The sequence below is a fragment of the Polaromonas sp. P4_H1 genome (assembly GCF_056400945.1).
The window spans coordinates 258,873-273,301 of sequence record NZ_JBFUKG010000002.1 but is presented as its reverse complement, the minus strand read 5'-3'; the positions used below and the strand labels follow the sequence as shown (position 1 = coordinate 273,301).

Sequence of the window (14,429 nt, the reverse complement as noted above, 5' to 3'; positions counted from 1 at the left end):
CTCGCGAGCCGCGGCCTGCAAGGCCTCGAGAGCTACACGCAGTGAGCGAACGTGGGGGCTCTCCAACCCAGCAGGGGCCGCGGAACCGGCTTTGCCGGGCCGCAGGCGCAGCGGCCCCCTCGGGGGGCAGAGAGCTACACGCTGTGAGCGAACGTGGGGGCATCATTTATTCGATCCTGATGCCGCGCGTCTGGATGATGTTGCCCAAAATGGCGGCCTCATCCTTGACGCGGCTCTTCAAGCCGTCGGGCGAGGTGCCCACGGCTTGCCAGCCCTGGTTGAAGAGTTTTTGCCGCGTGTCCGCGTCGCGGATGATGCGTGGCACTTCCTGCGCCAGCCGCGCCTGGGCGGCTTTGGAAAGGCTGGCCGGGCCGATCAGTGCTGTCCAGACTTCCAGGTTGACATTCTGCAAGCCGGCCTCCGAGAGCGGGGGCACGTCGGGCACCAGCGAGGAGCGCCCACCCGCCAGACCAATGGCCCTGAGCTTGCCGGAACGCACATGCGGCATGGCCACACCCGGCGGGATCAGCGCCATCTGGATTTGCCCGCCCAGCATGGCGGTCACCACCTGCGGGTTGCCCGGAAACGGCACATGCACCGGCAGCACGCCCGGCGCACGGCTCTTGAGCAGTTCCATGCCCAGATGGGCGACCGAGCCGTTACCCACCGAGCCGTAGTTCCACTGCCCGCCACCCTCGCGGGCGGCTGTGAAGAATGCGGCTCCGCCAGGCTGGCCGGCCGGCGCCACCAGCACCAGCGGTGCGGTGGTCAGTAGCGAGATGGGGGCAAAGTCTTTGGCCGGGTCGTAGGGCAGCTTGGGGTACAGCAGCTTGGCCGAGGTCAGGTTGCCGTTGATGACAACGCCCAGCGTATGGTCGTCGGTGGCCTTGGCTACCTGGTCGGCGGCAATGTTGCCGGAGGCGCCGGGCTTGTTTTCAACAATGACCGGCTGGCCCAGTACTTTGGCCAAGGGCTCGGCAAGGGTGCGCGCGGCCATGTCGGGCGTCGAACCACCGGGAAAACCGACCAGAATACGGACCGGCCGGGTTGGCCAAGGGCTGGCAATCTCTGCTTTTTTTGAGCTATTTTGTGCTCCAACCCAGGCGGGAATGGTGCAGGCGGCTATCAAAAGTGTGGCGCGGATTGCGGCGTTGGAGAGCGCGGCAAGCGTTTTCATGGGATTCTCCGGAAACTGTAAAACTTTTATTGGAACAGTTTTGAGGGCTCGATTCCGTCGTACATCCACTTCAGCCCGGCAAACCCGGCACTCTCCGTTCCGCTCTGGAACAACTGGTTGCGCAGCTCGCGCTGCACCCCCGCCGCATGGTAAATGTCACCATAAAAGCGGGCTGTCAGCTGCACGCGGCCGGTGCGCAGGTAGCGGGCCTGCTGGTACTTCAAAAAGGCCTTCTGGATGTCGCCGCGGGTAAAGCGCAGTGCTTCGCGCAGCACCACGGCATCTTCGATGGCCTGGCCGGCGCCCTGGGCCAGGTACTGCATCATGGGGTGCGCCGCATCGCCGAGCAGCGTCACGCGCCGGTCCGTCCAGTTCTTCACGGGTTCACGGTCGCACAACACCCACATTTTCCAGGTTTCGATCTTGCCCAGCAGTTCCTTGACCTGCGGGCATGCCTCGGCAAAACGCTCGTTCAGCTCGGCCGTGTCGCCAAAGGTGTTCCAGCCTTCGTCGTACTTGTTGCTGTGGAACACCGCCACCAGGTTGAACAGCTCGCCCCGGCGAAGCGGGTAGTGCACCAGGTGTGTTTTTTCGCCGCCCCACAGCAGCACGTCGTCACTCCACAAATGGGCGGGCACGTCTTCGCGCTTGAGCACCGCGCGGTAGGCGATGTGGCCCGACACGCGCGGCTTGCCGTCACCCACAACGACTTCCCGTATCCTGCTCCAGAGGCCGTCGGCGCCAATCAACGCGCTGCCCTGCACGGTTTCGCCATCGGCCAGGCGAACGCTGACACCCCCTTCGGATTGGTCGAACGACTCGACCTTGGCATGGGTGCGCAAGGTTACATGGGGCTGCGCCCGGCAGGCATCCAGGAACACCTGATGCAGGTCGGCGCGGTAAATGACGCCATACGGAAAACCATAGGTGGCCCGGGCCATGTCGCCCAGCGCCACGCGAACGACTTTCTCGCCGGTACGCACATCGTTCATGCCCAGACCCGCCGGGAAAAATGCCACGCGATTAACGACTTCGGTCAACCCCAGATAGTCGAACATTCGGAAGATGTTGGGACCGAGCTGGATGCCGGCGCCGATTTCACCAAAAGCGGCGGCCTGCTCCAGCACGGTGACGGGATGGCCGTCCTGCGCCAGCACCAGGGCCGCCGCCAGGCCGCCAATGCCGCCGCCCGAGATGATGAGGGGAGATGTTTGTGCCATGATTTTTACAGGATGAAAATCGGGAAGGGTTCGGGAGAGGTTCGGGAATAGCCCGGGAAATACCAGGGCGCCCATAAATGATAAGTATACATATCATTTATTGACTTAGTACTTACCCTGAGCGTTTAAACTCCGCACATGGCAAAAAGCTTTAATTTCAGTGACGCTCCGGGGCACCTCATTCGCCGGGCACAACAGCTTGCAGTGGCGATCTTCATGGAGGAGACGGCGGGTTTTGACGCGACGCCGGTGCAGTTTGCCATCCTGAACGCGCTGATGGATGACCCTGGCGAAGATCAGATCACGCTGTCAGGGCGGGTGGCGTTCGACCCAGCCACTTTCGGTTCGGTGATCGGGCGGCTGGAGGCCAAAGGCTGGGTCAAGCGTGAGGCAGATCCGGGCGACAAGCGCCGCAAACTGCTCTGGATCACGCCGGAAGGGGAGAAGGTTGCGCTGCAGATGAAACGCGCGGTGAGCCGGGCCCAGCAGCGCATTGTGGGTCCGCTGGATCCTGACGAGCGGGCGCAACTGGGCGCGCTGCTCGGCAAGATGATCGCCGGGCACGAAAAAGCTGCCAGGCAATGATGGCATCTCAATGATGGCATCCTGAAGGCAGTAAATAAGAAAAACAAAGAAAAACAAAGAAAAGCGGGGCTAAAAAACCCCGCTTTTCTTTTGGTCGAACGGTTGGCTCAGGCCGATTTGGCCAGCAGGTCGAAATGCTCCACGGTGGGCGGGCCGGCAAAAAACGGCCCGACAATGGCGCGCCAATCGGCAAAGGCTGGTGACTGGCGGAAGTCCACGGTGTGATTTTCCAGCGTCTCCCAGAAGATTTGCAGGATGTAGCGCTCGGGGCTCTCAATGCCTTTGTTGACTTTGAAACCCTGAAATCCCTTGGCCTTGGAAATCACGGTGCTGACGCCACGCTGGATGGCTTCGTCAAAAGCGGCTTGCTGGCCGGGGTGGATGCGGATGTCGGCGAGTTCGAGAATCATGAACGGTCCTGTGTTGATGTTGCGCACTATCGGGGTCAATACTGCGTAGGGGGTAACTCTAGCGCCAAACTATCGAGCGCTGCGGTCAGCCTGATCTGGCAGCTGTCAAATCACCACAGCCGCACGCCGGTTCAGCAACGCGTTGGCCAGGCTGTAGGCTGTCACCATCGAGGTCTTCGGGTTGGTCGAAGAAGCTCGGCCATCGATGCGGATAGAGATGCGCCCGCTCGCGCCATCGGCCTCGATTTCATGGACATTACCGTCCACCTGTGGGTCTGCGATCAGTTCGACCTGGGTTTCGTCGAAACCCAGGCCCGCCAGTGCAATGGTTGCTGCGACATTGGCATTTTTCGGATAGGCCAGCGCCGCCATGCGAGCGCTGCCGCTGAAGAACACCGTGGGCCCGGTCAGCGCGTCGAGGTCGATGCAGGATTCGGCGGCCGTGTCGCGCCAAGCGGCAGGGGGCTTGCGTGAGCGGTATTGGACGAAACTGAGTCCGGCCCGCCGCGCCGCGCCGAGGATGTCTATGCCGCCGACGGCACCAGAGGCCAGCAACAGCTGGCGGCCACTGTTCTCAGCGGCCCGACAGAGCCTGTTGTGGCGCGCGGCATCCGCCAATGAGCCGGCCGAAACCAGCAGCAAGTCGCATCCCGCGCGCAGGACCTGTTCACCGTAGGCATCCACGGCCTGGTGGCCCGCGCATTCAACAACGATGTCCGGCGCGCTGTGCAGCAGGTCCGCAAGCGAGTTCCATCGCGGTGGGCCGGGATCCGAGCCTGGGGGAGGGGGGGTGATGGCTGTGCCGCCCATGACCAGCGCGCCTTGCACATCGACCAGGTCCGGCGACGTTTGAAGCACCCGGTACAACTCGGCGCCGATCGCGCCAAAACCGATCAATGCGACCCGCAGGGGTGGTGGGGATTTCCTGTGACATGGTGATTTTGTGGCCTTGTTTCCGCTGATGCCGAATTAGAAGTGGGAGGCCTGTCTCCATACAAACGGATTTTTTTGCTGGATTGATCACCTGGCGCGCTGAATGTCAAAACTGCGGTTAACGGCTGCGTCGAATCCGAACGATCGGGTATCGTTGCCATCGGATTTAACTGCGCGCAAATTTATATTCACATGGCCAGCAACAAGTCGGGGTTGATCGACAGCCTTTTTACAGCGTCGCCATTGGCACGGGCCAATGTGACCTTGAGACAGCTTCGCGCCTTTGTTGCCCTGGCGCAGGCCAAGAGCTTTACGGCTGCGGCGAAACAGATTCACATCACCCAGTCCGCGCTAAGCGCGCTGGTCCGGGAGCTCGAGGAGGAAGTCGGCTCTCGTCTGTTCGACCGGACCACACGCAGCGTCGAGTTCACGGTCGCCGGGTTGGAGTTGCTGCCTGTGGCACAACGCGTCCTGCACGACCTGAACGGTGGCCTGGAGGTGCTGCGTGACCTGAACCTCAAGCGCAGGGGCCGCGTCACAGTTGCCGTGACGCCGCTGCTGGCGGCCAGCTTCGTGCCATCGCTGTGCGCGGCGCTCGGCCGACGGTTCCCCGAACTGCGTGTGGTGGTTCACGACCGGCTGGCGGCAAACAACATCCATGGCGTACGCTCGGGCGAAGCCGATCTGGCGATAGGGAACTTCGGCCCGGTGAGTGACGACATCGCGCTGACATTGATTGAAGGCAGCCGGGTTGGCGTTGTCGTTCCCCGCGGGCACCGTTTCGCCGCCCAGCGTGGCGTGAACTGGGCGCAGCTCGTCGGAGAGCCCTTGATACCTGTTGAACAAGGAGAGTGCCTTCCGCCGGGTGGTCGAGCAAGCCTTGTCGCGGGCCGAGGTGATGCAGGAGCCCGCCTACGAAGTGGCCTACATGGGCACAGCCATCGGCTTGGCGCAGGAGGGGCTGGGGATCGCCATCTGCCCCTTGCATATTGCGCGGTCGCTTGACAGCACGCTGGCGCGGTTTGTTCCAATGGTCGGCCCTGCGGTCACCGATGGTGTTTACATCGCAACCCTGAAGGGGCGCTCGCTGTCCCCGGCCGCGCAGGCGTTCGTTGACCTCATCCTGGCCGGTCGGCCATGGGCTTCACTGACGGGTGTGAAAATCGGCAAATGAGCGCAGGTGCCCTGTCCTTTGGGGACACCCCAGACGGATGGCAGTGTCAGCAAGACCGTTTCAGTCCTGGGCCACCTGCAGCACCAGTTTGCCAAAGTTTTCCCCGTTGAAAAGCTTGAGCAGCGTCTCGGGAAAGGTGTCCAGGCCGACCACCACGTCTTCCTTGCTTTTCATGGTGCCGGCCCTCAGGTAACCCGCCAGCTCAGCCACGGCCAGGTGGTAGCGGTCGGCGTAGTCAAACACGACAATCCCTTCCATGCGCGCCCGGTTCACCAATAGCGAGAGGTAGTTGGCCGGACCCTTGACGGGCGTGGTGTTGTTGTACTGGCTGATCGCGCCGCAGATGATGATGCGCGCGCCGCGTGCGAGTTTGGCCAGCACCAGGTCGAGAATCTCGCCGCCCACGTTGTCGAAGTAGATATCAACGCCTTTGGGACAGTGCTCCTTCAGGCCGGCCCGCACGTCGCCGTTCTTGTAGTCGATGCAGGCGTCGAAGCCCAACTCGTTAACCACCCAGTCGCACTTGGCCTTGCCACCGGCAATGCCGACCACGCGGCAGCCCTTGAGCCGGGCGAGTTGGCCCACGGTTTGCCCCACGGCCCCGGCCGCGCCAGAGACCACCACAGTCTCGCCCGCCTTGGGCTGGCCGACGTCCATCAGGCCAAAGTAGCCCGTCATGCCCGGCATGCCCAGCACATTGAGCCACTGGGTAAGTCCCAGGCGCGGATCGATCTTGAACATGCCGCTGCGCTTGACCTGGTCCGCCGGAATCAGGCAGTACTCCTGCACATTCAGCCCGGCATTGACATAGTCTCCCACGGCAAATGCCGGGTTTTGGGAGGCGATGACCTTGCCCACGCCGCCGGCGCGCATGACCGCGCCCAGCTCGACCGGCGGGATATAGCTTTTGGCGTCGTTCATCCAGCCGCGCATGGCCGGGTCGAGGGAGAGGCAAAGGGTTTTAACCAGCACGCCACCTGGGCCGGGTTCCGCCACCGGTTCGGTGGTGAAGTCCCAGTTGGCGCGGGTGGGCAGGCCCGCCGGGCGGCTGGCCAGGCGGATCTGGCGGTTAACTAATTCGGTGATGGCGCTCATGAGGTGTCTCCATGGAGGGCAGGTTGCAGGTGACCGCTTTTTGCGGCAGCTGCGCATGGTAGCCGCGCCAGGCCCGGCCGCGAGTCGCGCAGGTGATTCGGCGGAACCTGTACAGGTCGGCAACACTTTTACAGGCTGCGCGGATGGCTGGCACCCAGCATTTCAGTTTATGCTTTCAGGATGAAGCTTCACAACTATTTCCGCTCCTCCGCCTCCTTCCGCGTCCGGATTGCGCTGGAACTCAAGGCCCTGGACTATGAGTACATTGCCGTGCACATTGCCCGGGGTGACCATAAAAAAGAACCCTATGCAGCCCTTTCTGCCGACACTTTGGTGCCGCTGCTGGAGGTGGACGGTGAAAAGCTGTCGCAGTCGATGGCCATCATCGAATACCTGGACGAGAAGCATCCGTTGCCACCACTCCTGCCCGCCGATGCGGCAGGCCGCGCCAAGGTGCGTGCGCTGGCCCAGTCGATTGCCTGCGAAATTCATCCGCTCAACAATCTGCGCGTGCTCAAGTATCTGGTGCGGGAGCTCAAGGTGGAGGAAGAGGCCAAAAACACCTGGTACCGCCACTGGTGCCGCGAAGGGCTGGAAGCCTTCGAGCGGCAGCTGGCCCAGTTGCCGGCCTCCACTTATTGCTACGGCAACACCCCCACGCTGGCCGACTGTTGCCTGGTGCCGCAGATTTTCAACGCCAAACGCTTCAATGTGAACTTCGACGGTTTGCCGCGCACCATGGCGGCGTATGACGCCTGCATGGCGCTCCCGGCGTTCCAGAAGGCCCAGCCTTCGGCCTGCCCCGATAACGAAGCCTGAAAATGTGGCCCCCACGCTCCCCACTCCGTGTGGTTCGCGAGGCCTTGCAGGCCGCGGCTCGCGGGACGCGTCGCCTCCGTCGCCTGTCCAAACCTGCTCAAGCAGGTTCGGAGCCGCAGGCTCCAGCCCCTCGGGGGCTAATTTTCCTAGGGGCGGCCCGTCGGAAAATTGCTCTGCAGACCAGGTCGCTATGGATGCACGCTGGCTGATTCCCGACTGGCCTGCGCCCAAAGGTGTTCGGGCTGTGTTCACAACCCGTTCAGGAGGCGTGTCTGCCGCGCCCTACGACAGCATGAATCTGGGTGACCATGTGGGCGACTTGCCTGAGCGCGTGGCCACCAACCGCTCGCTTTTGCAGGGTGCAACCGGCACCCGCTCCGTATTCCTCAAGCAGGTTCATGGCAGCGAGGTGCTGGAGCTTGGCCCGGACACCGCCGATGGCCAGCAGGCCGATGCCTGCGTCACGGTGCAGTCCGGGCTGGCCTGCACCATCATGGTCGCCGATTGCCTGCCTGTGCTGCTGGCCACTGAAGACGGGGCCGTGGTAGCCGCGGCGCATGCCGGCTGGCGGGGGCTGGCGGGTAGTGGAACTCAGGGTGGGCGAGGTGTTCTGGAGACGGTTTACAGCTCTTTTACCGCGCTCGCCAGGAAGAGGCGGGCGCAGGATACTATCAAAATAGTAGCTTGGCTGGGTCCGTGCATTGGGCCCTCGGCGTTTGAGGTGGGCCCTGAAGTCAAGGCGGCATTTGAAGCTGCACAGCCTGAAGCCGGTAGCCTGTTTGCGCTGGCCGGGGCTGGCAAGTACCTGGCCGATCTGCCCGCGCTGGCCCGCCTCCGGTTGCTGGCCTTGGGTGTCACGCAAATTTATGGCAATGACGGCAGTGCTCCCTGGTGCACCGTGAGCAATCCTTCAAGGTTCTTTTCCCACCGGCGGGACGCGGGCGTTGGCGGCAACGGTTTCGGCACTACGGGGCGCATGGCTGCCTGCATCTGGATGGAATGACGGGGTTGCCGTGTCCGAGATCGCACCGGCGGCGTCAACATCATCACCTGCATCGGCGCGCGTTCGCTGCGCGAACTCTTCGGCCTCGCGTTTCTTGATCGCCCTGCTGCGTGCCGGGGCACCCATTAGGTAAACCACCAATGCCGCAGGACCCGCGCCATAGAGTACAAAGGTAATAAGCGCTCCCAACACCGTTCCGTTGCTGTTGGTGGCTTCAGCAACGCTCATCATGAGCACGACGTAGATCCAGGCGATGACAATCAAATACATATAAAACTCTGAGTTCGGTCAGAAATTTCGAAGAAAACCCTACGATACTGAAAGCCTGTGTAAAAAGGCGAAAAAAGGGTCTTCAGGACTCCATCTCATCAAGGAGGCAAGATGAATTCTGACGCGCAGTGGTCCCAGGCGGCCCGACAGATGCAAGAAACTTTTGGCGCGGGCTTCCAGCAGGTGCTGGGCGCATTCGGCACAGCGCACCCACCAGCCGGTTTGCCGCAAATCGATCTGTCCACATTCCAGCAGGCTCTCCCGTCCCTCCGCTTCGATCCTGTCAAGCTGCAAGAACTGCAGCAGCAATACGTCCAAGACGCCTCAGCGCTCTGGAACCAGGGCGTTCAGACCGGTACCGCCGCCGCCGCCGTCTCTGACCGGCGCTTTTCCGGTGAAGCCTGGAATGCCAACCCTGTCTCCAGGTTCTCGGCCTCCGCCTACCTGCTCAATGCCCGCACCTTGATGGGACTGGCCGAGGCGGTGGAGGGCGATGAAAAAACCAGGGCGCGCCTCCGATTTGCCGTTGAGCAGTGGATGGCGGCAACGGCGCCCAGCAACTTTTTGGCCCTGAACGCCGAAGCCCAGCAAAAAGCCATTGCCAGCAAGGGCGAGAGCATTGCCCGGGGTATCCAGAACCTGCTGCACGACATGAAGCAGGGCCATCTGTCAATGACGGACGAAAGTGTTTTCGAGGTGGGCAAAAATGTTGCCACGACCGAAGGCGCGGTGGTATTCGAAAATGAATTCTTCCAGCTGCTGGAGTACAAACCACTGACGGAGAAGGTCTATGAAAAGCCCTTTCTGCTTGTTCCGCCCTGCATCAACAAGTTTTATATTCTGGATCTGCAGCCCGAAAACTCGCTGATCCGCTATGCAGTCAGCCAGGGCCACCGGACTTTCGTGGTGAGCTGGCGTAACCCCGACGAGTCCATGTCCGGCAACACATGGGATGACTACATCGAGCACGCCGCCATCAAAGCTATTGAGGTGGTGCAGGAGATCACCGGCGCCAAGACCATCAATGCGCTGGGATTTTGCGTTGGAGGCACGATTTTGGGAACGGCGCTCGCCGTGCTCGCCGCACGCGGTGAAAAGCCGGTGACCAGCGTCACGTTGCTGACCTCGCTTCTTGACTTCACCGACACCGGAATCCTGGATATCTTCATCGACGAAAATTCCGTCAAGTACCGTGAGGCGGAGATGGGAAAAGGGGGGCTGCTCAAGGGGCAGGACCTGGCGGCTACTTTCAGCTTCCTGCGACCCAATGACCTGGTCTGGAACTACGTGGTGGGCAACTACCTGAAAGGCGAAACGCCGCCGCCGTTTGACCTGCTGTACTGGAACAGCGACTCCACAAACCTGCCGGGCCCGTTTTACGCCTGGTACCTGCGCAACACCTATTTTGAGAACAACCTGATCAAGCCAGGCAAAACCGTGGTGTGCGGCCAAAAGGTCGATCTGGGCAAGCTCGACATGCCGGTTTATATCTACGGCTCGCGCGAGGACCATATCGTGCCAATTGGCGGGGCCTATGCGTCAACGCAGCAGCTGCCGGGCAAAAAGCGTTTTGTGATGGGCGCTTCGGGCCATATTGCTGGCGTGATCAATCCACCGGCCAAGAAAAAACGCAGCTACTGGACCAACGACAAGCTGCCGCAGGGCAAGTTTCCCGCGGAGCAGGCTGAGTGGCAGAAAAATGCCACGGAACACCCCGGCAGCTGGTGGACGGACTGGTCCGACTGGCTTAAGGGCTATGCCGGCAAGCAAATTGCCGCGCCCAAGGGCTACGGCGGTCGCCAGCACAAGAAGATCGAGCCCGCGCCGGGCCGGTACGTCAAGGTGAAGGCCTGAGGATGACCGTCTCAATCTTCATCTCAAACCTCCATAAAAACATGGAAAGTATCCAATAATTTACAGGGCTCAGGTATCAAAAAAGCCCATGGCAGACGTTCAACCGACGGGTACCTCCGGGAGAATGTCACGACAAGACTTTGCAACACGACTTCACACCAAGGATAGACATCATGGAAGACATTGTTATCGTTTCAGCAGGCCGCACGGCCGTTGGAAAATTTGGCGGTTCCCTGGCGAAAACACCTGCAACCGAACTTGGCGCAGCCGTGATCAAGGCGGTGCTCGAGCGTTCAGGCTTGAGTTCCGAGCAGGTGGGCGAAGTCATCCTCGGCCAGGTTTTGACGGCTGGGGTGGGCCAGAATCCGGCGCGCCAAGCCGTGATCAAGGCGGGCTTCCCGAACGGCATTCCCGGACTGACCATCAATGCCGTTTGCGGCTCCGGCCTCAAGGCCGTCATGCTGGCGGCGCAGTCCGTGGCGACAGGCGACAGCGAAATTGTGATTGCCGGCGGTCAGGAGAACATGAGTGCGGCGCCGCACGTGCTGAACGGCTCGCGTGACGGCCAGCGCATGGGCGACTGGAAAATGATTGACTCGATGATTGTGGACGGCCTGTGGGACGTCTACAACCAGTACCACATGGGCATCACCGCCGAGAATGTTGCCAAAAAATACGGCATTGGCCGTGAGGCGCAAGACGCCCTGGCGCTGGCCAGTCAGACCAAGGCCGCCGCTGCTCAGGACGCCGGTAAATTCAAGGACGAGATTATTCCGATTTCCATTCCGCAGAAAAAAGGCGACCCGCTGGTGTTTGCGGCCGATGAGTTCATCAACCGAAAAACCAATGCAGAGGGCCTGGCCGGCCTGCGCCCCGCCTTTGACAAGGCCGGTGGCGTTACGGCCGGAAATGCCTCGGGCCTGAACGATGGTGCGGCGGCGGTGATGGTCATGACGGCCAAAAAGGCTGCTGCGCTCGGCCTCAAGCCGCTAGCACGCATTGCAAGCTACGCCACGACCGGCCTGGACCCGGCCTACATGGGCATGGGCCCGGTTCCGGCATCGACCAAGGCGCTGCAACGCGCCGGCTGGAAGGCGCAGGATCTGGACTTGCTGGAGATCAATGAGGCTTTTGCCGCGCAGGCCTGCGCGGTGAACAAGGAAATGGGCTGGGACACCAGCAAGGTCAACGTCAATGGGGGCGCAATTGCCATCGGCCACCCGATTGGTGCGTCCGGTTGCCGCATCCTGGTGACGCTGCTGCACGAGATGGCGCGACGCGATGCCAAAAAAGGTATTGCCAGCCTGTGCATTGGCGGCGGCATGGGCGTGGCGCTCACGCTGGAGCGCTGAACCTCAGGTAAAACAGCCCGATGCCCGCGCAATTACCCCGCTGAAGGCTATTGAATAGATAGCCGATCGGAATGGAGCAGAGTAGATTAGGGTAAACAAGAGCAACGCAGAGCAACTCAGAGCAAAGCAGAACAATTTCGCAAAATTGCATATCAAGGAGAGAACGACATGAGCAAAAAAGTAGCGTATGTGACCGGCGGCATGGGTGGTATTGGAACCGCCATTTGCCAGCGGCTGGCCAAAGATGGCTTCACGGTGATCGCAGGTTGCGGACCCACGCGTGATTTCACCAAATGGCTCGACGAGCAGAAGGCGCTGGGTTACACCTTCTACGCCTCCGTCGGCAATGTGGGCGACTGGGATTCCACGGTGGCCGCCTTTGACAAAGTCAAGGCAGAGCATGGCCTGGTGAGTGTGCTGGTGAACAATGCCGGCATCACGCGCGACGGCCAGTTCCGCAAGATGAGCAAGGCCGACTGGGATGCGGTGATTTCGACCAACCTCGACAGCATGTTCAATGTGACCAAGCAGGTCATTGAAGGCATGATTGAGGCGGGCTTCGGCCGCATCGTCAACATTTCATCGGTCAATGGCCAGAAAGGCCAGTTTGGCCAGGTGAACTACTCTACCGCCAAGGCCGGCCTGCACGGCTTTACCATGGCGCTGGCGCAAGAGGTGGCGAGCAAAGGCGTGACGGTGAACACCGTCAGCCCGGGCTATATCGGCACGGACATGGTCAAGGCCATACGCCCTGATGTGCTGGAGAAAATTGTGGCTGGCGTCCCCGCCAAGCGCCTGGGCCAGCCAGAAGAGATTGCCTCCATCATTGCCTGGATTGCGTCTGAAGAAGGTGGTTATGCTACCGGCGCGGACTTCTCGCTCAATGGCGGTTTGCACATGGGCTGAGTGCCCGCATGCAGGATAAAAAAACCCGCTTCGGCGGGTTTTTTTATTGGGCACTTGACTTGATGACTGCAGATCGTACCGGTCACGGCCAAATTTTTAGCGGAGGTTCAATCAGGCTTGATGCGCGCCTGCCGCACGATGTCCTTCCAGATGGCCTGTTCACCGCGAATGAAGGCTGCGAATTCTGCCGGCGGCTGCCCGCCAATGGTTGCGCTGTCGCCCGCAAAGCGCTCAGCCGTTGCGGGTGATTGCAGCGCCTTGGCCGACTCCTGCTGCAGGCGCTGGACAATCTCGACGGGTGTGCCGGCCGGGGCCAGAATGCCGTACCACTGCACAGACTCGAAGTTGCGGTAGCCCATCTCGGCCACGGTGGGGACGTCCGGCAGGGCTGGCAGTCTGGCCGGCGTGCCCACGGCAATCGCGCGCAGGCGGCCACTGCGGATGTGCGGCAGAAGCGCTGGTGTTCCGGCAGAGAAAACCTGCGTCCGCCCTGCCAGCAGGTCGGTCAGCGCCGGTCCGGTGCCGCGGTAGGGAATATGTGTCATGAAGGTGCCGGTGACCAGCAGGATCGACCGGCCATGTGGATCCATTTCGACTGTTCAGCAGGAGCCCATCATCGATTTACGCCGTCTTGAATATTTTGTGGCCGTTGCCGAGGCCGGCAGCTTCAGCAAGGCTGCAGCGGTGCTGGTGATGTCGCAGCCCGCGCTTAGCCAGCAGGTGGCCCTGCTCGAACAGGAAATCGGTCAACGCCTGCTCGACCGCACAGGGCGTGGCGCCGAGCCTACCGACGCGGGGCTGGCGCTGCTGACGCATGCGCGGGCGATTTTTGAGCTGGCGGAACGGGCCCGGGCTGACATGCAGGAGCGCAAGCTCATCCCCAGCGGTCGCATCACCATCGGCCTGCCGCCGCGCGTCGCCCACGCCATGACGGCGGATTTGGTGGAGCGCTTTCGCGCCGAGTTCCCTGATGCCGCCATCAGCGTGGAAGAGGGGCTCAGCATTCGTCTGCGTGAATGGCTGGTGGCCGGCCGCCTCGATGTGGCGGTGCTGTTTGACCCACCCGCGTCGCCGCTGCTGAATATTGAAACCATCGTGCGTGAGCCGTTGGTGCTGATGGCCTCAACCTCCCTGCCACCACGCATCCGGCTGGCCGAGGTGGCGGCACTGTCATTGGTCCTGCCCAGCAAGCCCAATTCCTTGCGACAACTGCTTGAAAACGAGGTCAAGCCCCGAGGTTACCTGCTCAAGGTGGTGGCGGAGGTGGATTCGATCAAAACCGTGCTGTCGCTGGTTGCGCGCGGCGTGGCCGCAACCGTGCTACCGGCCAGCGCCATACGGGAGTGGACGCATGACACACCGCCTTTCATGGCTGCCATCCACGCACCCGTGATTCGCAACCGCCTATGTATTGCGGTTCCCAAGGCGCGCCCGGCTACCCGCCTGAGCCGGTTTCTCGTGAGCCTGACGCGGGAGCTGTGCGAACAATATTACGGCGATGCTGCGCACCAGCGAAAGCCGTGAACCCGGTGCTTCAGAACGCGCACTACCACGCACTGTCCCGGACTATCGCGTACTATTTTTGCTTCGCCTTGTTTCCTTCTGACTGTAGTAAATTAGATCGGCGCACT

The 14,429-nt window shown here is 61.5% G+C and carries 14 protein-coding genes and 1 pseudogene; 8 read left to right on the top strand and 7 right to left on the bottom strand.

Features of this window, described 5'->3' with window-relative positions:
* Positions 1 to 166 precede the first annotated feature (166 nt).
* Positions 167 to 1,177, bottom strand: a complete 1,011-nt coding sequence (locus tag AC1DS5_RS04160; RefSeq protein ID WP_477716988.1) for a Bug family tripartite tricarboxylate transporter substrate binding protein — start codon at positions 1,175 to 1,177, stop codon at positions 167 to 169.
* A 26-nt stretch (positions 1,178 to 1,203) separates the two neighbouring features.
* Positions 1,204 to 2,397: a 3-hydroxybenzoate 6-monooxygenase gene (locus AC1DS5_RS04155; RefSeq protein ID WP_477716987.1), complete on the bottom strand. Its 1,194-nt coding sequence runs from the start codon at positions 2,395 to 2,397 to the stop codon at positions 1,204 to 1,206.
* Positions 2,398 to 2,535: 138 nt separating this feature from the next.
* Here AC1DS5_RS04155 and AC1DS5_RS04150 point away from each other — a divergent pair, with 138 nt between their 5' ends.
* The gene (locus AC1DS5_RS04150; RefSeq protein WP_477716986.1) at positions 2,536 to 2,982 is read left to right on the top strand and encodes a MarR family winged helix-turn-helix transcriptional regulator; all 447 of its coding nucleotides are present in this window, start codon (positions 2,536 to 2,538) and stop codon (positions 2,980 to 2,982) included.
* 107 nt (positions 2,983 to 3,089) lie between these two features.
* Here AC1DS5_RS04150 and AC1DS5_RS04145 read toward each other — a convergent pair whose 3' ends face one another.
* Both AC1DS5_RS04145 and AC1DS5_RS04140 read right to left on the bottom strand, forming a co-directional pair.
* Complete coding sequence (locus AC1DS5_RS04145) at positions 3,090 to 3,392, bottom strand: antibiotic biosynthesis monooxygenase family protein (RefSeq protein ID WP_477716985.1); 303 nt, start codon at positions 3,390 to 3,392, stop codon at positions 3,090 to 3,092.
* 105 nt (positions 3,393 to 3,497) lie between these two features.
* Entirely contained in the window at positions 3,498 to 4,289 is a 792-nt protein-coding gene (locus AC1DS5_RS04140; protein WP_477716984.1) for an aspartate dehydrogenase, read from the bottom strand.
* A 228-nt stretch (positions 4,290 to 4,517) separates the two neighbouring features.
* Here AC1DS5_RS04140 and AC1DS5_RS04135 point away from each other — a divergent pair.
* A pseudogene (locus tag AC1DS5_RS04135) lies at positions 4,518 to 5,499 on the top strand (LysR family transcriptional regulator).
* Positions 5,500 to 5,559: 60 nt separating this feature from the next.
* Here AC1DS5_RS04135 and AC1DS5_RS04130 read toward each other — a convergent pair.
* Positions 5,560 to 6,594: an NADP-dependent oxidoreductase gene (locus AC1DS5_RS04130; RefSeq protein ID WP_477716983.1), complete on the bottom strand. Its 1,035-nt coding sequence runs from the start codon at positions 6,592 to 6,594 to the stop codon at positions 5,560 to 5,562.
* A 180-nt stretch (positions 6,595 to 6,774) separates the two neighbouring features.
* Between AC1DS5_RS04130 and maiA the strand changes: the two genes are divergently transcribed.
* Both maiA and pgeF read left to right on the top strand, forming a co-directional pair.
* Positions 6,775 to 7,413, top strand: coding sequence for a maleylacetoacetate isomerase (maiA, locus tag AC1DS5_RS04125; RefSeq protein WP_477716982.1), 639 nt, complete (start codon positions 6,775 to 6,777; stop codon positions 7,411 to 7,413).
* A 190-nt stretch (positions 7,414 to 7,603) separates the two neighbouring features.
* On the top strand, positions 7,604 to 8,416 hold the full coding sequence (gene pgeF, locus AC1DS5_RS04120) for a peptidoglycan editing factor PgeF (protein WP_477716981.1): 813 nt from the start codon (positions 7,604 to 7,606) through the stop codon (positions 8,414 to 8,416).
* On the opposite strand, the gene AC1DS5_RS04115 is transcribed toward pgeF, so the two are convergent.
* A complete protein-coding gene (locus AC1DS5_RS04115; protein ID WP_477716980.1) occupies positions 8,324 to 8,686 on the bottom strand; it encodes a hypothetical protein in 363 nt (120 codons plus the stop codon). The genes pgeF and AC1DS5_RS04115 overlap by 93 nt on opposite strands.
* Before the next feature lie 111 nt (positions 8,687 to 8,797).
* Here AC1DS5_RS04115 and AC1DS5_RS04110 point away from each other — a divergent pair, with 111 nt between their 5' ends.
* The 3 genes from AC1DS5_RS04110 (at position 8,798) to phbB (ending at position 12,798) form a co-directional block, all read left to right on the top strand.
* Positions 8,798 to 10,540 carry a PHA/PHB synthase family protein gene (locus tag AC1DS5_RS04110; protein WP_477716979.1) on the top strand — a complete coding sequence of 581 codons (1,743 nt, stop codon included), beginning with the start codon at positions 8,798 to 8,800 and terminating at the stop codon, positions 10,538 to 10,540.
* A gap of 173 nt (positions 10,541 to 10,713) precedes the next feature.
* The gene (locus AC1DS5_RS04105; protein ID WP_477716978.1) at positions 10,714 to 11,892 is read left to right on the top strand and encodes an acetyl-CoA C-acetyltransferase; all 1,179 of its coding nucleotides are present in this window, start codon (positions 10,714 to 10,716) and stop codon (positions 11,890 to 11,892) included.
* Between the two features lie 168 nt (positions 11,893 to 12,060).
* Positions 12,061 to 12,798, top strand: a complete 738-nt coding sequence (gene phbB, locus AC1DS5_RS04100; RefSeq protein ID WP_477716977.1) for an acetoacetyl-CoA reductase — start codon at positions 12,061 to 12,063, stop codon at positions 12,796 to 12,798.
* Between the two features lie 107 nt (positions 12,799 to 12,905).
* Here phbB and AC1DS5_RS04095 read toward each other — a convergent pair whose 3' ends face one another.
* Positions 12,906 to 13,388 (bottom strand): Bug family tripartite tricarboxylate transporter substrate binding protein, encoded by a 483-nt coding sequence (locus AC1DS5_RS04095; RefSeq protein ID WP_477716976.1) that lies wholly within the window; start codon positions 13,386 to 13,388, stop codon positions 12,906 to 12,908.
* On the opposite strand from AC1DS5_RS04095, the gene AC1DS5_RS04090 reads away from it, so the two are divergent.
* On the top strand, positions 13,354 to 14,322 hold the full coding sequence (locus AC1DS5_RS04090; RefSeq protein ID WP_477716975.1) for a LysR substrate-binding domain-containing protein: 969 nt from the start codon (positions 13,354 to 13,356) through the stop codon (positions 14,320 to 14,322). The genes AC1DS5_RS04095 and AC1DS5_RS04090 overlap by 35 nt on opposite strands.
* Positions 14,323 to 14,429 lie beyond the last annotated feature (107 nt).

Coding starts and splice junctions, on each gene's coding strand:
- AC1DS5_RS04160 (WP_477716988.1), bottom strand. CDS start 1,177: ATGAAAACGCTTGCCGCGCTCTCCAACGCCGCAATCCGCGCCACACTT.
- AC1DS5_RS04155 (WP_477716987.1), bottom strand. CDS start 2,397: ATGGCACAAACATCTCCCCTCATCATCTCGGGCGGCGGCATTGGCGGC.
- AC1DS5_RS04150 (WP_477716986.1), top strand. CDS start 2,536: ATGGCAAAAAGCTTTAATTTCAGTGACGCTCCGGGGCACCTCATTCGC.
- AC1DS5_RS04145 (WP_477716985.1), bottom strand. CDS start 3,392: ATGATTCTCGAACTCGCCGACATCCGCATCCACCCCGGCCAGCAAGCC.
- AC1DS5_RS04130 (WP_477716983.1), bottom strand. CDS start 6,594: ATGAGCGCCATCACCGAATTAGTTAACCGCCAGATCCGCCTGGCCAGC.
- maiA (WP_477716982.1), top strand. CDS start 6,775: ATGAAGCTTCACAACTATTTCCGCTCCTCCGCCTCCTTCCGCGTCCGG.
- pgeF (WP_477716981.1), top strand. CDS start 7,604: ATGGATGCACGCTGGCTGATTCCCGACTGGCCTGCGCCCAAAGGTGTT.
- AC1DS5_RS04115 (WP_477716980.1), bottom strand. CDS start 8,686: ATGTATTTGATTGTCATCGCCTGGATCTACGTCGTGCTCATGATGAGC.
- AC1DS5_RS04110 (WP_477716979.1), top strand. CDS start 8,798: ATGAATTCTGACGCGCAGTGGTCCCAGGCGGCCCGACAGATGCAAGAA.
- AC1DS5_RS04105 (WP_477716978.1), top strand. CDS start 10,714: ATGGAAGACATTGTTATCGTTTCAGCAGGCCGCACGGCCGTTGGAAAA.
- phbB (WP_477716977.1), top strand. CDS start 12,061: ATGAGCAAAAAAGTAGCGTATGTGACCGGCGGCATGGGTGGTATTGGA.
- AC1DS5_RS04095 (WP_477716976.1), bottom strand. CDS start 13,388: ATGGATCCACATGGCCGGTCGATCCTGCTGGTCACCGGCACCTTCATG.